General features: G+C 72.3%; 23 protein-coding genes. 8 read left to right on the top strand and 15 right to left on the bottom strand.

Annotation, left to right across the window (positions count from 1 at the left end; genetic code table 11):
- Positions 1 to 13: 13 nt before the first annotated feature.
- The 5 genes from R9X44_RS34235 (at position 14) to R9X44_RS34215 (ending at position 4,251) form a co-directional block, all read left to right on the top strand.
- On the top strand, positions 14 to 889 hold the full coding sequence (locus R9X44_RS34235; protein WP_319818535.1) for a xanthine dehydrogenase family protein subunit M: 876 nt from the start codon (positions 14 to 16) through the stop codon (positions 887 to 889).
- A complete protein-coding gene (locus R9X44_RS34230; protein ID WP_319818534.1) occupies positions 882 to 1,370 on the top strand; it encodes a (2Fe-2S)-binding protein in 489 nt (162 codons plus the stop codon). Before R9X44_RS34235 ends, R9X44_RS34230 begins: the two co-directional genes overlap by 8 nt.
- Positions 1,367 to 2,017 (top strand): SRPBCC family protein, encoded by a 651-nt coding sequence (locus R9X44_RS34225; protein ID WP_319818533.1) that lies wholly within the window; start codon positions 1,367 to 1,369, stop codon positions 2,015 to 2,017. The genes R9X44_RS34230 and R9X44_RS34225 overlap by 4 nt, the downstream gene beginning before the upstream one ends.
- Before the next feature lie 125 nt (positions 2,018 to 2,142).
- Positions 2,143 to 2,979 carry a mycofactocin-coupled SDR family oxidoreductase gene (locus R9X44_RS34220; protein ID WP_319818532.1) on the top strand — a complete coding sequence of 279 codons (837 nt, stop codon included), beginning with the start codon at positions 2,143 to 2,145 and terminating at the stop codon, positions 2,977 to 2,979.
- A gap of 63 nt (positions 2,980 to 3,042) precedes the next feature.
- Positions 3,043 to 4,251: an XdhC/CoxI family protein gene (locus R9X44_RS34215; RefSeq protein ID WP_319818531.1), complete on the top strand. Its 1,209-nt coding sequence runs from the start codon at positions 3,043 to 3,045 to the stop codon at positions 4,249 to 4,251.
- Positions 4,252 to 4,302: 51 nt separating this feature from the next.
- On the opposite strand, the gene R9X44_RS34210 is transcribed toward R9X44_RS34215, so the two are convergent.
- From R9X44_RS34210 to R9X44_RS34170, 9 genes are read right to left on the bottom strand one after another with little or no spacing between them, the layout of a single operon-like run.
- Positions 4,303 to 5,109, bottom strand: a complete 807-nt coding sequence (locus R9X44_RS34210) for a hypothetical protein (RefSeq protein WP_319818530.1) — start codon at positions 5,107 to 5,109, stop codon at positions 4,303 to 4,305.
- Complete coding sequence (locus R9X44_RS34205) at positions 5,106 to 6,401, bottom strand: MCE family protein (protein ID WP_319818529.1); 1,296 nt, start codon at positions 6,399 to 6,401, stop codon at positions 5,106 to 5,108. Before R9X44_RS34205 ends, R9X44_RS34210 begins: the two co-directional genes overlap by 4 nt.
- Positions 6,402 to 6,410: 9 nt before the next feature.
- Complete coding sequence (locus R9X44_RS34200) at positions 6,411 to 7,403, bottom strand: MCE family protein (protein WP_319818528.1); 993 nt, start codon at positions 7,401 to 7,403, stop codon at positions 6,411 to 6,413.
- The gene (locus tag R9X44_RS34195) at positions 7,400 to 8,443 is read right to left on the bottom strand and encodes an MCE family protein (protein WP_319818527.1); all 1,044 of its coding nucleotides are present in this window, start codon (positions 8,441 to 8,443) and stop codon (positions 7,400 to 7,402) included. Before R9X44_RS34195 ends, R9X44_RS34200 begins: the two co-directional genes overlap by 4 nt.
- Positions 8,440 to 9,456, bottom strand: coding sequence for an MlaD family protein (locus tag R9X44_RS34190; RefSeq protein ID WP_319818526.1), 1,017 nt, complete (start codon positions 9,454 to 9,456; stop codon positions 8,440 to 8,442). The genes R9X44_RS34195 and R9X44_RS34190 overlap by 4 nt, the downstream gene beginning before the upstream one ends.
- The gene (locus tag R9X44_RS34185; protein WP_319818525.1) at positions 9,456 to 10,526 is read right to left on the bottom strand and encodes an MCE family protein; all 1,071 of its coding nucleotides are present in this window, start codon (positions 10,524 to 10,526) and stop codon (positions 9,456 to 9,458) included. The genes R9X44_RS34190 and R9X44_RS34185 overlap by 1 nt, the downstream gene beginning before the upstream one ends.
- A 1-nt stretch (position 10,527) precedes the next feature.
- Positions 10,528 to 11,541: an MlaD family protein gene (locus R9X44_RS34180; protein ID WP_319818524.1), complete on the bottom strand. Its 1,014-nt coding sequence runs from the start codon at positions 11,539 to 11,541 to the stop codon at positions 10,528 to 10,530.
- Positions 11,538 to 12,401, bottom strand: a complete 864-nt coding sequence (locus R9X44_RS34175) for an ABC transporter permease (RefSeq protein ID WP_319818523.1) — start codon at positions 12,399 to 12,401, stop codon at positions 11,538 to 11,540. Before R9X44_RS34175 ends, R9X44_RS34180 begins: the two co-directional genes overlap by 4 nt.
- A complete protein-coding gene (locus tag R9X44_RS34170) occupies positions 12,401 to 13,195 on the bottom strand; it encodes an ABC transporter permease (RefSeq protein WP_319818522.1) in 795 nt (264 codons plus the stop codon). Before R9X44_RS34170 ends, R9X44_RS34175 begins: the two co-directional genes overlap by 1 nt.
- Before the next feature lie 196 nt (positions 13,196 to 13,391).
- On the opposite strand from R9X44_RS34170, the gene R9X44_RS34165 reads away from it, so the two are divergent.
- The gene (locus R9X44_RS34165) at positions 13,392 to 14,045 is read left to right on the top strand and encodes a helix-turn-helix domain-containing protein (RefSeq protein WP_319818521.1); all 654 of its coding nucleotides are present in this window, start codon (positions 13,392 to 13,394) and stop codon (positions 14,043 to 14,045) included.
- Between the two features lie 256 nt (positions 14,046 to 14,301).
- Here R9X44_RS34165 and R9X44_RS34160 read toward each other — a convergent pair whose 3' ends face one another.
- The 5 genes from R9X44_RS34160 to R9X44_RS34140 are packed head-to-tail and all read right to left on the bottom strand — an operon-like array spanning position 14,302 to position 18,674.
- On the bottom strand, positions 14,302 to 15,408 hold the full coding sequence (locus tag R9X44_RS34160) for an acyl-CoA dehydrogenase family protein (RefSeq protein ID WP_319818520.1): 1,107 nt from the start codon (positions 15,406 to 15,408) through the stop codon (positions 14,302 to 14,304).
- A complete protein-coding gene (locus tag R9X44_RS34155; protein ID WP_319818519.1) occupies positions 15,405 to 16,595 on the bottom strand; it encodes an acyl-CoA dehydrogenase family protein in 1,191 nt (396 codons plus the stop codon). The genes R9X44_RS34160 and R9X44_RS34155 overlap by 4 nt, the downstream gene beginning before the upstream one ends.
- A 46-nt stretch (positions 16,596 to 16,641) precedes the next feature.
- Complete coding sequence (locus R9X44_RS34150; protein ID WP_319818518.1) at positions 16,642 to 17,094, bottom strand: MaoC family dehydratase; 453 nt, start codon at positions 17,092 to 17,094, stop codon at positions 16,642 to 16,644.
- A gap of 11 nt (positions 17,095 to 17,105) precedes the next feature.
- Positions 17,106 to 17,861, bottom strand: coding sequence for an SDR family oxidoreductase (locus R9X44_RS34145; RefSeq protein WP_319818517.1), 756 nt, complete (start codon positions 17,859 to 17,861; stop codon positions 17,106 to 17,108).
- A 30-nt stretch (positions 17,862 to 17,891) separates the two neighbouring features.
- The gene (locus R9X44_RS34140) at positions 17,892 to 18,674 is read right to left on the bottom strand and encodes an SDR family oxidoreductase (RefSeq protein ID WP_319818516.1); all 783 of its coding nucleotides are present in this window, start codon (positions 18,672 to 18,674) and stop codon (positions 17,892 to 17,894) included.
- Positions 18,675 to 18,904: 230 nt separating this feature from the next.
- Here R9X44_RS34140 and R9X44_RS34135 point away from each other — a divergent pair, with 230 nt between their 5' ends.
- Positions 18,905 to 19,504, top strand: coding sequence for a TetR/AcrR family transcriptional regulator (locus R9X44_RS34135; RefSeq protein ID WP_319818515.1), 600 nt, complete (start codon positions 18,905 to 18,907; stop codon positions 19,502 to 19,504).
- Between the two features lie 216 nt (positions 19,505 to 19,720).
- Here R9X44_RS34135 and R9X44_RS34130 read toward each other — a convergent pair whose 3' ends face one another.
- Entirely contained in the window at positions 19,721 to 20,068 is a 348-nt protein-coding gene (locus R9X44_RS34130) for a hypothetical protein (RefSeq protein ID WP_319818514.1), read from the bottom strand.
- Between the two features lie 170 nt (positions 20,069 to 20,238).
- Here R9X44_RS34130 and R9X44_RS34125 point away from each other — a divergent pair, with 170 nt between their 5' ends.
- Entirely contained in the window at positions 20,239 to 21,198 is a 960-nt protein-coding gene (locus R9X44_RS34125; RefSeq protein WP_319818513.1) for an alpha/beta hydrolase, read from the top strand.
- Positions 21,199 to 21,206: the final 8 nt, after the last annotated feature.

The following is a 21,206-nucleotide window of genomic DNA, read 5'->3' as shown; positions in this document are numbered from 1 at the left end:
GGGCGGTGCCGGGATGAAGCCGCCGCCGCTGTTCTACCACGCGCCCGAGACCGCCGCCGAGGCCGTCGCGCTGCTCGCCGACCTCGGCGACGAGGCGAAGCTGATCGCGGGCGGGCAGAGCCTCGTGCCGATGCTCGCGCTGCGCCTCGCGGTCTTCGGCCACCTCGTCGACCTGCGCCGCGTCGCCGGAGTGCGCGGGATCGAGCGGCGTGACGGACGCGTCTGGATCGGCGCGGCGACCACCCAGGCCGAGATCGGCAGGTCCGCGACGGTTGCCCGGTATGTGCCGCTGCTGACTAGAGCGACCCCGCTGATCGGGCACTTCCAGATCCGCAACCGTGGCACGCTCGGCGGCTCGATCGCGCACGCCGACGCGGCCGCCGAGTACCCGGCGGTCGCGCTCGCCCTCGACGCCGAGCTTGAGACGCTGTCGCCGCGCGGGAGCCGCACGCTGCCCGCGTCGGCTTTCTTCACCGGCATGTGGACCACGCTCCTGGAAGAGGACGAGCTGCTCACCGGCGTCACCTTCCCCGAGCGCGTGCCGCGCTCCGGCTACGCCGTCGCGGAGTTCGCGCGGCGCAGCGGCGACTTCGCGATCGCGGGCGCGGCCGTCGCCGTCGAACTCGACGCGGACGGCCTGATCGAGCGGTGCGGCATCGGCATGTTCGGGCTCGGCCCGACCGCGCGCCGCGCCACCGCCGCCGAAGCCGACCTCACCGGGCGTGCCGCCGCCGAGCGCACCCCGCAGGAGGTCGCCGAGGCGGCCCTGGCGGAGCTCGGGTCGGTCCCGGCCGACCTGCACGCGTCCGCCGACTACCGCAGGCACATCGGCGGCGTCATGGTCGCGCGGGCCTGGAAACGCGCAGTGGAGGAGGCGGGCGATGTCTGACGTCGTGGAGATCAGGCTCAGGGTCAACGGCAGGGAGCGCAGGGGACGGGTCCCCGCGCGGCTCACCCTCGCCGACTTCCTGCGCGAGCACTGCGGGCTCACCGGCACCCATCTGGGCTGCGAGCACGGCGTGTGCGGCTCGTGCACGATCCTGCTTGACGGCGCGGCGGTGCGGGCCTGCCTGATGTTCGCCGCGCAGGCTGACGGGGCCGAACTGACCACGGTCGAGGGGATCGCCGCACCGGACGGGACCCTGTCCCCGGTCCAGGAGGCGTTCCGCGAACACCACGGCCTCCAGTGCGGCTTCTGCACGCCGGGCTTCGTCGTCACCGCGACCGCGTTCCTCAAGGACAACCCCGACCCCACCGACGACGAGATCCGCGACGCCCTGTCGGGGAACCTGTGCCGCTGCACCGGCTACCAGGGCATCCTCAAGGCCGTCCGCGCGGCCGCCGAGTCGACCGAGCAGGAGGCACGGTGAAACTCCAGAACAGCCTCAGCATCCCCGTGCCTGCCGCCGAGGCGTGGACCGTCCTGCTCGACATCGAGCGGATCGCGCCGTGCGTGCCGGGCGCGACCCTCACGTCCCACGACGGCGACAGGTTCGGCGGCAAGGTGAAGGTCAAGCTCGGCCCGATCGGCCTCACCTACACCGGCACCGTCGCCTTCGTCTCCCTTGACGAGGCCGCCAAGGTCGCCGTCCTGGAAGCCAGCGGACGCGAGACGCGCGGCGGCGGCACCGCCAAGGCCACGGTCACCTGCACGCTCACCGACGACGGACGGGCCACGACCGTCCAGGTGGACACGGACCTCGCGATCACCGGCAAACCCGCACAATTCGGCCGCAGTACCCTCGCCGACGTGGCGGCGTCGCTGATCGGGCAGTTCGCCGCCAACCTCGAAGCCCATCTGCTCGAATCACGCGCCGTCGAGCAGCCGCCCGAGGAACCCGCTGAGGAACCTCCCAAGGCTGCTTCCAAGAGCGCTGCCACGCCGCCGCCCCAGGCGGCCCCGATCGACCTGCTCCGGCCGTCCACGGGGCTGCTGCGCCACCTCGCCCCGCCGCTCGGGGCGGCGGTCCTGCTCCTCGTCCTGATCGCCCTCCTGCGCCGCCGACGCGCGCGCTAGCGGGCGCTCCCACGGGCCGCGACCGCCGTCCGGGGCCCGGCCGACGCGCCCTCGACCGGGCCCCGGACGGCACCACGTGCGTCTCACCCACCCCCCATGAGAAGTGCTCAAGAAACGAGGTAGCGATGGCCGGACGAGTAGCAGGAAAAGTCGCGTTCATCACCGGCGCGGCGCGCGGCCAGGGCCGCAGCCACGCGGTGCGGCTCGCCGAGGAGGGCGCCGACATCATCGCCGTCGACATCTGCAAGCAGATCGACAGCGTGCCCATCCCGATGTCCACGCCCGAGGACCTTCAGGAGACGGTCAGGCTGGTCGAGGAGACCGGCCGACGGATCTACGCGGTCGAGGCCGACGTGCGCGACCTCGACGCGCTCACCGAGGCCGCCGCCGAGGGCGTCCGACGGTTCGGCAGGCTCGACATCGTCGTCGCCAACGCGGGCCTCGCGGCCTCCGGCGACGCGGTGGAGAAGATGGACCCGAACCACTGGAAGGACTCGGTCGACGTCAACCTGACCGGCGTCTGGCACACCGCGCGCGCCACGGTCCCGCACCTCATCGAGGGCGGCCGGGGCGGGTCGATCGTGCTGACCAGCTCGGTCGGCGGCCTCAAGGCGCACCCGTTCATCGGCAACTACGTCTCCACCAAGCACGGCGTCGTCGGGCTGATGCGGACCATGGCGGTGGAGCTGGCCCAGCACAGCATCCGGGTCAACTCGGTGCACCCCACCCAGGTCAACACGCCGATGCTCATCAACGACATGACGTTCCGGATGTTCCGGCCCGACCTGGAGAACCCGACGGCCGAGGACATGGCCCCGATCTCGCAGATGATGAACGCGCTGCCGATCCCGTGGGTCGAGGCGGTGGACATCAGCAACGCGGTCCTGTTCCTCACCTCCGACGAGGGCCGATACATCACCGGCGTCACCCTGCCCATCGACGCCGGCGCGATGCTCAAGTGACCGGACGCCCCTGGCCCGGCGTGCCCTCCGCACGCCGGGCCAGGGGTGCGGGAAGGAGGCGGTGTGCGGGAGATCGCCGAGACGCTGCTCGCGTGGAGCGGGCGGGGCGTCAGGTACGCGCTGGCGACCGTCGTCGGCGTCGGCGGGAGCGCGCCGCGCCCGCCCGGCGCGGCGATGGCGGTCGCCGAGACCGGCGAGGCCGTCGGCGGCGTGTCGGGCGGCTGCGTCGAGGGCGCGGTCTACGAGCTGTGCCGGCAGGTGCTGCGCACCGGCGTAGCGGTCCGCGAGACCTTCGGCTACGCCGACGACACGGCTTTCGCCGTCGGCCTGACCTGCGGCGGCACCGTCGAGGTGAGCGTCCACCCCGCCCCACCCCACCCGGTGCTCAAAGCCGCCACCGGCCCCCCACCCGTAGCGATCGCCCACGTCCTCACCACCTCCGGCACACCCCCCACGACCACGCCGGAGGGACACGTCGGCTCCTCGGGCGCGCCGCTCGCGGTCACGCCTGAGGGCCGCGGCGACGCCTTGGGCGCGACGCTCGCGGTCACGCCTGACGGGCATGTCGGCGGTGCGGGTGCGGTGCTCGTGATCACGCCGGAGGGGCACGTTGGGGGGACGGGGGAGGCGGACGTGGACGCGGCGATCGTCGCCGAGGCGCGGGCGATGTTGGCGATGGGCGTGACCGGTGTTCGGGCGGTGCACTGCCGTCCGGGGCTTGAGGTGTTCGTCGTCTCGGCGGCGGCACGGCCGCGGCTGCTGGTGTTCGGCGCGATCGACCACGCCGCGGCGGTCGCGTCGCTCGGCGGGTTCCTCGGGTACCGGGTGACGGTCTGCGACGCACGCCCGGTCTTCGCCACCCGGGCCCGCTTCCCCGACGCCGACGAGGTCGTCGTCGACTGGCCGCACCGCTACCTCGCCGCGACCCCGACCGACGCCCGAACGGCGGTCGTGGTGCTCACCCACGACCCCAAGTTCGACCTGCCGCTCCTCGAGGTCGCGCTAAGGCTGCCCGTCGGTTACGTCGGCGCGATGGGCTCACGCCGCACCCACGCCGAACGCCTCGCCAGGCTGCGCGAGGCGGGCCTGACCGACGCCGAACTCGCCAGGCTCCGCTCCCCGATCGGCCTCGACCTGGGCGGCCGCACCCCCGAAGAGACAGCCCTGGCCATCGCCGCCGAGATCGTCGCGGCCCGCCACGGCGCGACCGCCGCCCCCCTGCACCGCACCACCGGCCCACTGCACCACGACATGCCCGTGACAGCGGGGTGAGCGCGGGCCCGTCCCCCGAGGACGGGCCCGCGCGGGCCAGGAGGAGGGACGTCAGGGCTTGTCCTTCTCCTTGGCGGGGTCGGTGGGGGAGAGGGCTGCGTCGCTGTCGGCGGTGGAGGTGACCTTGCCGTCGGGGTCGGTGAGGACGTCGTCGTCGGCGGGGAGGGTCGTCATGGCGTCGACGCGCCACGCGCCCTTCTCCTTGACGAGTTCCAGCATCAGCTTTGAGCCCTTGACGTGGCGGACGCCGAGGGTGCTCTTGACCTCGCTGTCGAGGACGACGAGGGTCTTGGCGAGCTGGCCGTCGATCTCGCTGAGGTAGACGTCGCGGACCGTGGCCGTCGCGTCGGCCTGGTATTTGGTGATGATTCCGGACAGTTCGGCGAACGCGGTGTCGTAGGTGCTGCCGAAGTCCGCCGAGGTGAGCGCGCGGATGCGCTGCTGCGCGTCGGGCAGTTCGGTGTGCCGGTAGGCGAGCAGCGCGCGGGCGAACTCGGCGGACCGCGTCCGCACCTCCTGCTCGACCCTGTCCTGTCCGGCGAGCCTGCCCGCCTCGTGCCACTGGAGCCCGGCCGTCACCACGGCGGTGAGGAACACCAGCACGAGCGCCGCCACCGACAACCGCCGCGACACCCTCGGCGACGCGACAAGCCGGAACCCCACCCGCTTCCTCGACGCGGCCTTCTTCTCCCTGGGCCTCTCTTCCTCGGCGTCCTTCTCCTCGGGCCCCTCTTCCTCGGCGTCCCGGTCCTTGGTGGGCTCGTCCGTCGCGGCCTCCGGCTCAGTCTGCCCGGCGTCCGCAGCGAGGCTCCCGTCGTCTGGTGTGCGGTCGGCTTCCGTGGGGGTGCTCGTCTTCATGGTCTTCTCCTGGTCGCGTGGAGCTGGCGGACGGTGTGGGCGGCGGTGCCGAGCAGGACGAGCCCGGCCCCCGCGACGAGCAGCCACCACGCCCGGAACCCTGACGGCTCCTGGCGCGCGGCGGCCCCGGGCCGTGCGGTCTCGAAGACCTGCCGGGGATCGGTCCCGGCCGGCCGGGCCGCCTCGTCCGACGCCCCGGGCTTCGCGCTCGGCGAGCCGGGCGCGGCAGGGCTCTTGGCGGCCTTGTCGGTGCGGCACGTGTAGATCGGCGGGATCTTCGCGTCGGGCAGCGAGCGCGGGTACTCCTCGGCGTTCGGCACCGGACCCGCGACGCTGATGATCGGCGTCGCCCGCACATAGGAGCCCTCCGGCCGGTTGGCGAGGACGTCCTTGACCATCCTGGGGAACACGTCGCGCAGGTTGAGCAGCCCGTGTTCCAGCGTTTTCGCGTTCTGGGAGGTGAACACGGGAGCACCCGGCGTGCCCATCGCGGTGAGGACGCAGCGCAGGCCGGGCCGCGAATCGGTGAGCAAGCCGTTGACCTGGTCGAGGAACCCCGGCGCGCGGGTCATGAGCGCGTCAACCTCCTTGAGCGAGCCGCCGAGCGTCTCGGTGAACGCCGCGAGGTCGTTCATCCCGGACGCGACCTGCGGTCCCTTGTCCGCGAGCGTCCCGGCGAGGGCGGTGAGCTGGACGGCGAGCGCGTCGAGCACCCCGGCGTCGTCGGCGACGGTCCCGGCGAGCTGGTCGAGGTCGGCGAGCGCGTCGTGCAGGTCCTGCCCGCGCCCGTCGAGCCCGGCGGCCAGCTCCCTGGTGAGGACGCGCAGGTCGGCGGGGTCCACCGAGCGCAGCGTCTTGCCCGCGCTCTCGAACAGCCGCTGGTACTCGACGGTGACCTTCGTGCGGCCGAGCGGGATGACGTCCCCGTCGCGCAGCCGAGGCCCCGCGTCGGCCGCGTCCGCCGGTTCGAGCTCGACATAAGGCTCACCGACCGCCGACTTGCGCAGCACCGACGCGGTCAGCCCGCCGGGCAGCTCAGGCGACGTCTCCAGCAGCAGCGTCACCGCGACCTTGCCAGGCCGCAGCCGCACCCGCTCGATGCTGCCGACCCGCAGCCCGAGGTAGTCGACCTCGAGGCCGGGCCGCAGCCCGGGCGACGACGCGAACTCCGCCTCCACCCGCAGCGCGGGCGCGCCGAACCTGAGCGGCAGCAGCGTCAGCACCGCCCAGGAGACCATCACCGCCGCGAGGACGGCGAAGACCGCCAGGTTGATCATGATGCGGGGTCTCATCGCGGCCTCTCAATTCGGTCCGAGGAGCCGCCTGAGCTCGGCGGCGAAGTCGCGCCGCGGCGGCGGCGCGGCGGGCAGGAACCCGGCGAGGTAGGCGTAGGCGAGCGCCTGGCCCTCGTGGGTGACGCGCGGTGCCTTCATCAGCTTCTCCAGCAGGTCGCGGGTGACGGTCTTCAGGTCGTCCCTGCCGCGCAGCATCGCCCGCAGGATGCGGTCGAGCCGCTGGAGCAGGGTCCGCAGCCGCGTCCCGTGCTCCTCCCGGACGACCCTGTTCGCGGTCTCGGCGAGCGCCGTGATGTCGGTGAGGGTCTGCTTGAGCTGCTTGCGGTCCTTGTGCACCCGCGCTGTCATCTCCACGAGCGCGTCGGGCAGTTCGCCGAGCTCGGGGGCGCTTTCGGCGAGCGCGGAGCCGAGCCGGCCGAGCCCGTCGACGAGGTCGCGCAGGTCGCGTCCCGCGTCGGCGTAACTCTCCGAAACCGCAGAAGCCTCACGGATGATCTTCTGGAGCCTGGGCCCTGCCCCGTCGAGTCCGGTGGCGAGGCCGGCGACGATGTCCTCGAGATCCTCACCGCCCAGCGCGGCCAGCACCGGCCCGACCCGTGCGGTGACCCGCTCAAGGTCGGGCTCGACCGAGGTCCGCTCGATCTCCGTCCCGGACGCCAGCTGCGGCGACGTGCGCGGCGAGACCCCCTCGGGCGGGATGAGCCTGACGTAGTTCTCCCCGAGCAGGCTCGTCTTGGCGATCGCGGCCGCCGTCCCGGCCGGGATCCGGGTGCCGTCGACCAGCGACAGCGTCACCCGGGTCCGGTAGCCGCGCAGCCGCACGTCGGTGACCGACCCGACCCGCACGTCGTACATCTGCACGCCGTGGCCCGGCACGAGGTTCTGCACGTCATCGAAGACCGCGTACAGGGTCAGGCTGCCCTTGGGCGCGCCGAGCGTCTGGAGCGAGCAGCCGGAGACCGCGACGACGGCGAGCAGGACGGCGAGGGCGCGTCTCATGATCCGGCCTCCCACGCGACCTCGTCGGGGCAGTTGCCGATCGGCTCGTCAAGGCAGGGGACCTCGCCCGCGCCGATCGCGTCGAACAGCGGCTGGAGCCAGATCCGCAGCGTCGCGTTGAGGTGCACCCTGATCCTGATGGCGTCGTGCTCGGGGGCCCACGCGCCGCCGATCGCGTCGGTGACCCCGGCGAGCCCGGCGATGCCCTGGGCGAGCGAGGCGCTGTTGGCCTTGAGCGTCATCACCAGCGACGAGGTCTCCGCCATCGTCTTCGGCAGGTCCTCCCGGTAGGCGGTGACGACGACCTCGCCCTTGCGGACCAGCGCCTCGAGGCCGACGAGGAGGTTCTTGAGCCTGGTCCGCTCCGAAGCGAGCTGCCCGCTGGTCTGGCTGAAGGCGTCGATGAGCGCCCGCAGCTTCTTGTCCCGCTTGTTCAGTGACGCGGCGAGGTCGCGCATCCGCTCGGCCACCGAGACGATCTGCTCATCCTGCGCGGCGAGGTCCTCGGCGACGTTCGCCGTGGTCTCCAACGCCCTGTTGACGCCCTCACCCCGCCCGTCCACGAGCTCGGCCCCCATGTGCAGCAGCCCGCGCACCTTCTCCGGGTCGAGCGCCTCGGTGAGGCTGGTGAAAGAGCTCAGCGCCTCGTCTATCTCGACGGGCGGCTCGGTCCGCTCGACCGGGATCACGGTGCCGGGCGCGGCCTTGGCCATGCCGGGCTTCCACGGCGGGTACAGCACGACGCTCCGCTCGCCGATGACGGTCTCGGCACTGATCGTCGCCATCGCGTCGGCCGGGACGGGGACGCTCCCGTCGATGAGGACGTCGACGCGGACCCGGTGCCCGTCGATCGACATCCGCTCCACGATCCCGACGTTCGCCCCCATCACCTTCACCCTGGACTGCTCGTACAGGGACGGGGACTTGGCGAAGAACACCGTCATCCGGTACCCGTCGGACACCCCGGGCAGGGCGCATCCGGCGAGCGGTACGGCGAGGGCGAGCGCGGCGAGCGCCGCGCGGGCGCGGCCGGGCCTCACGGCTTCGTCCCGAGCAGGTCGGCGAGGTCCTCGGGCGCGACGGGGCCGATCTGGGTGCCGACCGCGTCGAGCCAGGGGCCGTAGGAGCCGATGGTGGCGAACGCGCCCATCGACGGGCCGAGCCAGGCGAGCGTGGTGTTCATGTCGTCAAGGCCGGGCTTGAGCGTGGCGACGGTGCCGCCGAGGTCGTCCATCAGGTCGATCAGCGCCTGCTGCTGGGTGTCGATGAGCTTCGACAGCCGGGTGACCGCGCTGCTGCCGCTCCCGAACAGCACGGCGAGTTCCGCCTCGCGGTCGCGGAGCTGGTCGAGCAGCGCCTGGAGGCCCCTGGCGAGCCTGGCGAGCTGCGCGTCCTTGGCCGTGACGACGTCGAGCAGCCGGTCCGCGCTGCCGACGAGTTCGCGCAGCTCGGGCCCCGAGTTCTCCAACGCGTCGGCGAGCTGGGTCAGGCCGTGCAGCGCGTCGGCGAGCCGTTCGCGGGTCTGCGGGGAGATGCCGCCGAGCTTGTCGATGACGTCGCCGATCAGCTCAGCGTCGAGCCGTCCGAGGGTCTTGGTGCCGGTGGAGATCACGTCGCCCGCGGTGATCGGCAGCCTGGTCCGCTCCTGCGGGATGCTGCGCTCGCGCTCGGGAAGGTCGGCGAGATAGGGCTTCGCGACGGGTCCGCTGAGCCGCAGGTACCTGCCGCCGAGGATGTTGGAGGTGCTGATCTCCGCGCGGGTGCGCGGCCCGAGATCGACCGCGCGGTCCACCTTCCAGGTGATCCGTACGACCCCCTGGGTGAAGTCGGGCTCGACCGCGGTGACCTCGCCGACCTTGATCCCGGCGACCCGCACCTCGTTGCCCGCGTGCAGCCCGCCCGTCCCGGCGAACACCCCGGTGACGGTGTAGCGGTCCTGGAGCAGGCCGGTCGACCCGGTGACGAACACCGCGACGAGCGCGAGCGCGATCACCAGCACCGAGACGACGCCGAGGACAGCCTGGTCACGGTCGCGGAACGATCTGAGCGCCATCACCCGCCTCCCACGACGAGTTCCGGCAGCGACGGCGCGGCCTGGCCCGCGCCGCGTTCGGGCAGCTCGCTCAGCTTCACGTCGTACGGGCACGGGCCGGGCGCGAGCGTCAGGCAGGGGACCGCGCCGATGAGGAACCTGCCCTCGTTGACCATGTCGAACATGTCCTCCAACTTCGGTCCTGTCGTGCGCATCAGGCCCTGGAGCGGGCCGAGGTTGCGGCGTGTGCCGTCCATGACGGCGCTGAGCCGCCCGAGCAGCGCGGCGAGTTCGTCGGCGTTGTCCCCGGCGACCTTGTCGGTGGTGCGGAGGGTCTCGGCGAGCTGTTCCAGGGCGTCGTCCACGAGTGCGCGGTTGTCGGCGAACGCCTCGGTGAGCGTCGCGAGGTCGTCGACGGCCTTGGCGATCTGGCCGTCGCGCCGGGCGAGGACGCCGCTCACCGTCGAGAAGTCGGCGAGGAGACCTTCGAGGGTCTGCTTGCGGCCGTCGAGGGTGTCCGACAGGCGCTCGATGTTGGCAAGCAGCGCGACGGCGTCGGCCTCGGTCCCGTCCATCGCGGTGTAGATCGCGGCGAGGACGGCGTTGACCTGGTCGGGCTCAAGGCCCCTGGCGAGGGGTTCGAGCCGGTTGATGAGGTCGCCGACGTCGACCACCGAACGGGTCCGCGCGACGCTGTCGCCGTCGCCGAGCATTGCCGGGTCGGAGCCCGGCACCAGGTAGACGATACGCTGGCCGACCGCGTCACGCCACCGGATGGCCGCCTCGCTGTCGCGCGGCACCCGGTGCGCGGTCTCCACCTTCAGCTCGACCTCGGCCTTGCCGCCGACGACCCTGATGTCGCCGACCTGGCCGACGGGCGTGCCCGCGATCTTCACCTTGTCGCCGGAGCGCAGGCCGCTCGCGTCCGCGAAGACCGCGGTGAGCCGGTAGGTCTCGCCGAACCCCAGCCGCACGATCTGCGCGGAGATGAAGGCGGTGAGAACGCCGGTGACGAGGAGGAACACGATCACCTGGACGAGTGAGCTGAGCCGCAGCCTGGCCCTGGCGTCGGAGGGCAGTCCCTTGGGCATGTCACCGACCTCCCGTCGGGCAGATGCCGATGATGAGTTCGCACGGGTCGGTCGGGAGCAGGATCTCGGCGGCGAGCAGGTGCCTGCCCTGCGGTCCTGGGGACCAGCTGATCGCCTTGAACACCCACAGCAGGTCGATGACGGTCCGCACCCCGTCGCCGCCGACCGGCAGGATGTGGTCCATGAACGCGGCGGCGTTCTCGCCCGAGCGGAACGCGGCCCTGAGATCGCCCTCATGCCTGGTGAGACCCGGGCCGAGCAGGGCCGAGAGCTGGGAGACGCCCGCCGCGGTCTTCAGGCCGCGGTCCTTGCCGGCGGTGAGCGTGTGCAGCAGCGCGTTCGCGTTGACGACCGTGGTCGACGTGTCCGCGCCGATTCCGCGCAGCCGCGCGAGCCTGGCCAGGTCGTCGAGGAAGGTCTCGGCCCTGTGCCGGTGCTCGTGCGCGACGCCGACCAGGGTCCCGGTGCTGTCCAGCAGGCCCGCGATGTTCGGTCCCGCGCCGCCGAGGCCCTGGGCGAGTGCGTCCACGATGACGGCGACGCGCTCGGGGTCCATCGCGCCGACGGCGGCGTCGGCGTCGGCGAGCAGCCCGGTGAGGTCGAGGCTGTCGGACGTCCTGGTGATGGTCGCGCCGTCGGCGAGGAAGGGCCCGGCCTCCTCGTGCGGGCCGGGCACGAGGTTCACGAACTTCGGCCCGAACACCGACTCGGGTTCGAGCGCGGCCACGGCGGTGTCGGGGACGGCGACGTGCGCGTCGATCCGCAGCGTCAGCCGCGCGCCGCCGTCGGGGGCGAGCGCGATCCCGCTGACCCGCCCGACGGTCACCCCGCGCATCTTCACCGGCGACGACTCGGTGAGCCCCTGGCCCGCCGCGCCGAAGTCCGCGGTGAGCAGTTTCCCCTTGGCCGCGAACGGCTTGGCGACCACGAGGAAGCCGAGCGCCACGAGCACCACGGCGGTGGCGAGGGTGATCGCGATCCCGCGCGCCTGCGCGCTGGTCTCCGGCCCGCTCATCCGGCCAGCCTCACTGAGCCGCCCTGCCCCCAGAACACGTAGGAGAGCAGGAGGTTCAGCGCCACGATCGCCACGATCGACAGCCGGATCGCCCGGCCCGCAGCCCGTCCGACGCCCACCGGCCCGCCGCTCGCGTGATAGCCGTAGTAGCAGTGGATGGTGATGACGGCGAACGCGAAGATCCCGACCTTCGCGGCGCTGTAGAACAGGTCGCGCGGCGGCAGGTACAGGTAGAAGTAGTAGTCGAACACGCCGGGCGCGAGCCCGAAGAACTCGGTGCTGATCGTCCGGGTGGCGAAGATGCTCGCGAACAGCGCGATCAGGTACAGCGGTACGAGCGCGATGAGCGCCGCGACCACCCGCGTGCAGATCAGGTAGACGAACGAGTTGATGCCCATCACCTCAAGGGCGTCGATCTCCTCGGAGATGCGCATCGCGCCGAGCTCGGCGGTGAACGACGACCCGCACTGCGCGGCGAGCGCGATCGCGGCGATGATCGGGGTGGTCTCCCTGACGTTCACGAACGCGCCGACCAGGCCCATGAACGACTCGGCACCGATGACCTGGAGCCCGGTGTACACCTGGAGCCCGACCTCGGTGCCGAGGAACAGCGCCATGATGAAGATCACGAACACCATGCCGCCGCCGACGACCGTCGCGCCGACCCCGATGACGATGTCGCTCACCTGGAGCGCGACGGTCTTGCCGTACCGCAGCCGGAAGACGATGTCGCGCAGCGAGTAGAAGACGACCTTGAGGAAGAAGACCGGCCATGCGGACAGGGACGCGGTGCGGCGCGCGGCCGAGGCCGACACCCGCAGGACGCGCACCGCCGCATCGCGTTGGACGTCGATGATCATCAGACCTCCGGCGGGTACGCGAGGAAGTAGATGGTGGTGATGATGTAGTTGAAGGCGAACACGAGCATGAACGCGACGACCGTCGCCTGGTTCACCGCGCGGCCGACCCCGACGGGGCTCTTCTCGCAGTTCATCCCCTTGTGGCAGGCCACGAGGGCGGCGATCATGCCGAACAGCCATGCCTTGAACAGCGTCACGTAGAGGTCGGAGACCCGCAGCAGGCCGAGGGCCCCGTCGAAGTACGCGCCGGGCGTCACGCCCTGGAGCAGGACGTTGAAGACGAACCCGCCGACCGCGCCGGACATGATGACGAGCGAGGCCAGCAGCGTCGCGACGAGGCTCGCCGCCCACATGCGCGGGGTGACCAGCCGGTGGACGGGGTTGATGCCCATGACCTCCATGGCGGCGAGTTCGTCGCGGATGTTGCGCGCGCCCATGTCGGAGGTCATGGCCGAGCCGCCCGCGCCCGCGATGATCAGCGCCGCCGCGATCGGCGCGACCTCGCGGACGAGGCCGACGATGACCGCGCCGCCCGTCGCGGACTGCGCGCCGAGTTGTCCGGCGAGGTCGCCGACCTGGAGCGCGACCGTCGCACCGAGCGGCAGCGCGACGAGGATGACGGGCAGCGTGGTGACGCGGGCGAGGAACGCGAACTGCTCGATGAACTCCCAGAACCAGCGGCGCACGTCCCAGGTGCGGCGCAGGCCCTCGAGGCCGATCGAGAACAGCTCGCCCAGCGAGACGAGGCCGCGGTGCGCGCGTCCGAGCGGCAGTGACGGCAGGGATGGGGCCATTTTGGATCCTTCACCTGGGGGGTGGGAGAAGGGTTCGGCAAGCTGACCGTGCTGGTAGGCGGCCGGTAATGGCCCTCTACTTGAAGAAGAATAGAACTTTCGTACAGTGATGCTGGGCATGTGCTCAGACTTGCTGAGCATATGCTTAGCACGGTGCCATCCTGTGGTCAAGGTCACAGCGGACGGTGACGGTACGATGGATCAGCCCGCCAAGCCCGCCCCGCAGCCGCGCGGCTCCCAGGAGGTCGACCAGATGTCATCGCCGCGCCGCATCGGCGCGCCGGACGCCAAGAACCGCGGCGTGCTCCTCGACGCGGCCGAACGCCTGCTGCTCGAGGAGGGCCACACCGCGGTCAGCTCACGCAGGGTCGCGGCCCGCGCCGGGCTCAAGCCCCAGCTCGTCCACTACTACTTCCGCACGATGGACGAGCTTCTCGTCGAGGTCTTCCGCCGCCGCGCCGAGGAGGGCCTCGCCTTCCAGGCGCGCGCGCTGGCGGGGGAGCAGCCGCTGTGGGCGCTGTGGCGCTACAGCACCGACCCCGCCGCGGTCGCGATCACCATGGAGTTCACCGGGATCGCCGCGCAGAGCGAGGCGGTGCGCGCGGAGATGGCCCGCTACTCGGAGCTGTTCCGGCAGGCGCAGGTCGCCGCCCTGGAAGAGATCCTGCCGCGCTACGGCCTCGCCCCCGCGCTGTCCCCGATGGTCGTCACGGTCCTCATCTCCAGCCTCTCCCGCATGCTCTCCCTCGAAGACGCCCTCGGCTTCCACACCGGCCACGCCGAGGCCGTCGCCCTCGTCGAGTCCTTCCTCCGCGAGGCCGAAGGCGACCCCCCACCCCCAAACCCCTGAAGCACGCCGCGCTAACGCGCGCCGTGCTGCGGCGCCTCGCGAACACGCGACATCCTGAGACGCGGTCCCCAGCCCGCGACGCGCGCCGCTCTGACGTGCCGCGTCCTGAGGCGCGACGCCTGAGGCGCGACGCTCTGACGCGCCGCGTCCTGAGGCGTGGCGTGGGGGTGCGGTGTGTGCTGTGGTGTTTTGGGGGGTGGGGGAATGGGGGTGGCCCCGGCTGGCCGGGTGGGTCGGGGTCGGGCGGGGGGTGGGGTCAGGGGGTGCCGGGGGCGGGGAGGTCGGCCAGTTCGGCGAGGTGGGCGCGGTGGGAGCCGGGGGTGCCGAAGGCTATCTGGTCGGCTTTGGCGCGCTTGAGGTAGAGGTGGGCGGGGTGCTCCCAGGTCATGCCGATGCCGCCGTGCAGCTGGACCGCCTCCTCGGCGGCGCGGACGGCGAGGTCGGCGTTGTACGCCTGGGCGACCGCCGTGGCGAGGTCGGCGTCGGGGGAGTCGGCGGCGAGCGCCGCGGCGGCGTTGCGGGCCGCCGCGCCCGCCGACTCCACGTCGGTGAACAGGTCGGCGAGCCGGTGCTTGAGCGCCTGGAAGCCGCCGACGACCCTGCCGAACTGGCGGCGTTCCTTCAGGTAGTCGATGGTCGAGCGCAGGCACCACTGCGCGAGCCCCGCCTGCTCCGACGCGAGCAGCGCGGCCCCCGCGAGCAGCGCACGCCGGATCGCCGCCTCCCCGTCGGCGATGACGAGCTCGCCCGCCGCCCCGCCGAGCGTCACGTCGGCGAGCTGACGGGTCATGTCGAGCGACACGACGGGCGTGAGGGCCACGTCGGCGACCGGGACCGCGTAGACGGCGATCGCGTCGCCGGTCCGCACGGGCACCAGCAGCACATCGGCCTCCAGCGCCCCCGCGACGCTGCTCACCGAGCCGTGCAGATGCGCTTCAGGCTCGACCCTGGCCGTCGCCGGGACCGCGTCGTGCGGCGCGGTCGACAGCGGGACGGCAAGAGCCGCGGTCTTCTCGCCCGCCGCGAGCGCGGCGAGCAGCGGCCCGCCGGTCTCGGCGAGCAGCACGGTCGCGACGACCGCGCTGGTCAGGAACGGCACCGGAGCCGCATACCGGCCCAGCTCCTCGAGCACCACGCCCGCCTCACGGGCCGACGCGCCCGCGCCGCCGTGCTCCTCGGGCACCAGCAGCCCGGCGAGCCCGAGGTCGGCCGCGAGCGCCTTCCACAGCCCGGCGACGAGCGCGCGGTCACCGTCATAGAGCGCGGCGACGGACGCCGCGTCGCACCTGTCGTTGAGCAGCGCCTGGACCGACGCGCGAAGGTCGTCCTCGACGTCGGAGTAGAGCAGTTCGAGGTCGCTCACTTGGCGATGTCCTTCCAGGGGATGTCCTTGTCGACGCGGGGTTCGGTGGGCAGCCCGAGCACCCGTTCGGCGACGATGTTGCGCAGGATCTCCGAGGTGCCGCCCTCGATGGAGTTCCCCTTCGCGCGCAGGTACCGGTATCCGGCGTCACGGCCGGTGAAGTCGACGCCGTCGGGCCGCACGAGCGTCCAGTCGGAGTAGCGCAGCCCGTCTTCGCCGAGCAGTTCCACTTCGAGCCCGGAAAGCTGCTGGTTCAGTCGCGCGAACGTCAGCTTCATCGCCGAGCCCTCGGGGCCGGGCTGGCCCTGCTTGAGCTTCTGCCGCAGCCGCGTCCCGGTGATCCGCGCGACCTCGGCCTCCACCCACAGCTTCAGCAGCCTGTCGTGCAGCTCGTGGGTGCGCCGCTCGGGGTGCTCGCGCCACGTCTGCGCGACGACGCCGACCATGCCGCCGCCGCGCGGCGCGCCGCCGCTGCCGATCGCGACGCGCTCGTTGTTGAGCGTGGCGTTGGCGACCCGCCAGCCCTCGCCCTCCGCGCCGAGCCGCTGCGCGTCGGGGATGCGCACGTCGGTGAGGAACACCTCGTTGAACTCGGCCTCGCCGGTGAGCTGCCGCAGCGGCCGCACCTCGACGCCGGGGTCGGTCATGTCGCACAGGAAGTACGTGAGCCCCCGGTGCTTGGGCACGTCGGGGTTCGTCCTGGCGACGAGGATCGCGAACCGGGCATTGTGCGCGTGCGACGTCCACACCTTCTGCCCGTTGACGATCCACGAGTCGCCGTCGCGGACCGCGCGGGTGCCGATCGCGGCGAGGTCGGACCCCGCGCCCGGCTCGCTGAACAGCTGGCACCAGATGTCCTCGCCGGTCCACAGCGGACGCAGGAACCTGCTCTTCTGCTCCTCGGTGCCGAAGGCGAGGATCGTCGGGGCGGCCATGCCGAGGCCGATGCCGTTGCCCCGGACGTTCGGGCCCGGCGCGTTCGCGCGGGCGAACTGGCGGTCCACGTCGCCCTGGAGGCTCTGCGGCAGGCCGAGGCCGCCGTGGCCCTCGGGGTAGTACACCCACGCGAGGCCCGCGTCATAGCGGGCGCGCAGGAACTCAAGCTCTTCCATCGTCGCCGGGTCGTGCTCGGCGAGGAAATCGGCGACGCGCCGCCGCAGGTCCTCGCGCGCTGTCTCGTCGGACATGCTCGTTCTTCCTCACGCTGGCCGGCGGACGCCCCGCCGGGATCGGTCAGGGGACCAGGACGCTCACGCTGTCGACCACGCAGACGGGCTTGGCCCCGCCCTCGCGCTCGACCGTCACCCGGGCCGTCAGGCGGTAGCCGCCGCCGCCCGGCTCGAGCGACAGCAGCTCGACGCCCGCGCGGACCCGCGACCCGACGGGGACGGGCGCGGGGAACCGCAGCCGCTCGGCCCCGTAGTTGACGCTCATCGATACCCCGTCCACCCGGTACAGGTCCCAGACGAGCTTCGGCACCAGCGACAGCGTCAGGTAGCCGTGCGCGATGGTCGTGCCGAACGGCCCCGCCGCCGCCCGCTCGGGGTCGGTGTGAATCCACTGGTGGTCGCCGGTGGCCTCGGCGAACGTGTTGACCTGCTCCTGGGTGATGGTGTGCCAGTCGGAGTACCCGAGGTGGGAGCCGACCGCCTCGCGCAGCTCCTCGACACCGGTGAAGACCTTCATCGTCCGCCCCTCTAGTCCTTCGGTCCGCCGGCGACGTACACGACCTGCCCGGAGACGAACCCCGCGCCCTCGCTGACGAAGAACGCGACGGTGTGCGCGATGTCGTCGGGGGTGCCGGTGCGGCCGACCGGGATCTGCTTGGCCGCGCCGGCCTTGAAGTCCTCGAACGGGACGCCGATCCGGCGCGCGGTCTCCTCGGTCATCTCGGTCTCGATGAAGCCGGGCGCGATCGCGTTGGCGGTCACCCCGAACCTGCCGAGTTCGAGCGCGAGGGTCTTGGTGAAGCCCTGGATTCCCGCCTTGGCGGCGGCGTAGTTGGCCTGGCCGCGGTTGCCCAGCGCCGACGTGCTCGACAGGTTGACGACCCTGCCCCAGCCCGCCTTCGTCATGTGCGCCTGAACGGCACGGGTCATCAGGAACGCGCCGCGCAGATGCACGCCGATGACCGAGTCCCAGTCCGAGGCGCTCATCTTGAACAGCAGGTTGTCGCGGATGATCCCTGCGTTGTTGACCAGGACGGTCGGCGGGCCGAGCTCGTCGGCGATCCGCGCGACCCCGGCCTGGACGGCCTGCTCGTCGGCGACGTCGATCCCGACGGCGAGGGCGCGTCCTCCGGCGGCCTCGATCGCCTTGACGACGGGCTCGCAGGCCGTCTCGTCAAGGTCGACGACGGCGACCGCGAGGCCGTCGGCGGCGAGCCTCTTGGCGACGCCCGCGCCGATGCCGCGCGCCGCGCCGGTGACCACTGCGGTGCGTGGGGTGCTCATGTTCGCTCCTCGGGGGAAGGGGACGGCGGGTCAGACGCCGCCGGTCAGGGTCAGGCCGCCGTCCACGACGAGGACCTGGCCGGTCAGCCACGCCGCGTCGGGCGACAGCAGGAAGGCGACCGCGCCGCCGATGTCGTCGGGCACCCCGAGGCGCTTCAGCGGGTAGGGCGCGGCGACCTCGTCCTCGCGCCCCTCGTACAGGGCGGTCGCGAACTTCGTCTTCACCACGGCGGGGGCGACGGCGTTGACGCGCACGTCGGGCCCGAGTTCGACGGCGAGCTCCTGGGTGATGTGGCCGACCATCGCCTTGGTCGCGCCGTAGAACCCGATGCCGGGCGCGGGCTTCACCCCGGCCACCGACGTCACGTTGACGATCGAGCCGCCGTGCTCCTTCATCCACGCCTCGTACACGTGCCTGACCCACGACAGCGTCGCGAGCACGTTCACCTCGAAGGTCTTGCGGGCCGCGCCGAGGTCGATGTCGAGCAGGGGGCCGTAGGCGGGGTTGATGCCCGTGTTGTTGACCAGGAGGTCGGCGCTGCCGAATGTCTCGATCGCCAGCCTGACGGTCTCGGCCTGGTGGGCCGGGTCGTCGGCGTGGCCGGGGACGCCCAGGGCGTGCTCGGGGCCGCCAAGCGCGCTGACTGCCTCGTCAAGCGCGTCCTTCTTGCGCGCGGTGATCACGACCCTGCCGCCCTCGGCGACCAGCCGCTCGGCGATCGCGAGGCCGATGCCACGGCTCGCGCCGGTGACGATCGCGGTCCTGCCCTGGAAACGCGGGAAGGGGCTCGGGGTCGGGGTCGGTGTGGTCATGGCCTGCTTCCGTCGACGTGTGCGGTGGGTCGCCCGGTGGTTGCGCCTGGCGAGGTTACTAAGCGCTTGCTTAGAATGGGGTGTGGCCCAGGGTGCAGCAGGATGCGGCTCCGGGTCAAGTCCCCCGTCGGGCCGCCCCCGACACCTGGCGTGTTTCCCAACGGCGCTGGGCGCGGGCACAACCGTGGTATTGCTGGAACACCCATGACCTCGCAGAGGAGAGCCGTGTGATGCCCGACACCTCCGACCTTCCGCGTGCCGACGCCACCCGCGCGCGGCTGCTGAAGGCGGCAGTCACCGCGTTCGCGGAGAAGGGCTTCCACGGCACCACGACCCGCGACATCGCCACCGCGGCCGGGATGAGCCCTGCGGCCCTGTACGTGCACCACAAGTCCAAGGAAGAGCTGCTCTTCCTGATCTCCAAGTCGGGCCACGAACGCACGCTGCGCCTGGTCAGGGCCGCGATCGCGGACGCCCCCGACCCGGTCGCGGCGCTGCGCAGCGTGGTGCACGACTTCGCGGTCCACCACGCCCGCGACAACACCGGGGCGCGCATCGTCAACTACGAGCTCGCGGCGCTGAGCGACGAGCACATGGCCGAGATCCGGCAGATCCGCAGGGCCATCGACGGCGAGATCCGCGCCCTGGTCGAGCGCGGCGTCGCGGCAGGCGTCTTCGACGCCCCGCACCCCAAGATCGCCGCCACCGCGCTGCTGTCCCTCGGCATCGACATCGCCCGCTGGTACCGCGCCTCAGGCGAGTGGACCCCCGAGGACATCGCAGCGGGCTACGTGGAACTAGCCCTCCGCATCGTAGGCGCCCACCCCTGACCCACCCCCAGCCCACACCCGACCCACCCCCAGACGGCGTTGGCCCGCCCCCGGTCCGCCCCCGTCCCGCCCTCGGGCGGCGTTGGCCCGCCCTCAGGCGTTGCCGACCGGCCTTCAGACGGCCCTGACCCGCCTCGGGCGGTGCCGACTCGCCGTCGGGCGGTGTGGCCCGTGCTCGGGCGGCCCTGATTCGGCTTCGGGCGGCGCTGGCCGTTCTTAGGCGGAGCGGGGCGCGGCCGTGACGGTGTCGTCGCGGGGTGGCCAGTCCGGGGTGCGCAGGGCGGTGAGTCGCCAGGCGGCTTTGGCGAACAGGGCCCAACCGTACAGCGGGATGACGTAGAGCAGCGCGTCGCGTCTGCGGTAGCCGACCCAGGGGAGTACCACGAGCAGGATCGCCAGCGGCCACAGTTCGGGCAGGAGCGGCAGCGCGTCCCTGACGTAGGGGTCGCCGCCGAAGCTCTCCTGCGCGAAGGCCCGCGCCTGGAGCACCCGCGCGTATCCGGCGAGCCCAGGGCCCGCAAGAAAGATCAGCGCCGCGAGGGCGCAGCGCACGACCTGGTTCACCCTCAAGGCCCTCCTCGCCGACAACGTGCCGCTTATCGTGCCAGGCGTCCTGAATATCCGGTTCGGCGGGATCGTGCGCGGCGGGGATGTGACGCACTCGGTGGTTGACCGGGCGGGCGCGGCGAATTAGCCTCGCGAGCGGTAAGCGAGCGCTTGCTTGGAGGTGTGCGGTGGACGTCGTCATCCAGAGCCGGGCAGGGATCGGCCTGCCCGCCCGGGTGTTCCTGTTCCTCTTGCGGTTCTGGCTGCGGCCGCTCATGCGGTACACACCGTTCACGCCGAAGGTGCTGCGGCACGCCGCACGCCTCGACGCGATGACCGGGGTCATGCGCGCGCCGCGCGGCACCGTCACCGTCCCCGTGCCGTTCGACGGGTTCCCCGCCGAGTGGGTGTACGGCCCCGGCGTCTCCCGGAGCGGCGGCGGCAAGGTGATCCTCTACTTCCACGGCGGAGGGTTCATCGTCGGAGGGCTGCGCACCCACCGCAGGATGATCGCCCGGCTCTCGGCGGCGTCCGGCGCGCCCGCGCTGTCGGTCGCCTACCGGCAGCTGCCTTCCACGACGCTCGCCGGGACCGTCGAAGACTGCGTCGCCGCCTACCGGTACCTGCTCGACCAGGGCTTCGCCGCCGAGGAGATCGTCATCGCGGGTGACTCGGCGGGCGGCTACCTCACCTTCGCGACCCCGCTCCAGGCGCTGCGCGAGGGCCTGCCCGCGCCTGGCGGACTCGTCGCGCTGTCCCCGCTGACCGATCTCGACCACGCCGCCAAGCTCGCCCACCCCAACCTCGGCCTCGACCCGTACATCCCAGGGCCGCGCCTGCCTGAGCTGAACGCGCTGCTGCTCGGCGGCGCGGCGCTCGACCCGCTGCACTCGCCGGTCAACGGGGAGCTCGCCGCGCTGCCGCCGACCCTCATCCACTGCGGCTCGACCGAGATCCTGCGGGTGGACGCCGAGCTCATGGCCGACCGGCTCTCCTCGGCGGGCGTGCCCGTCACCCTCGTCGTCTGGGACCGGCAGCCGCACGTCTTCCAGATCTTCGCCGACTTCTGCCGCGAGGGCCTCACCTCGCTCGCCGAGATGGGCACGTTCATCCGCGCCCTGCCCGCGGCGGCCGACCGCGCCGCCTGACGCCCGGC

It is taken from the genome of Actinocorallia sp. A-T 12471 (assembly GCF_033875155.1).
GTDB lineage: Bacteria > Actinomycetota > Actinomycetes > Streptosporangiales > Streptosporangiaceae > Actinocorallia.
This window is presented reverse-complemented; position numbering and strand designations above follow the sequence as displayed.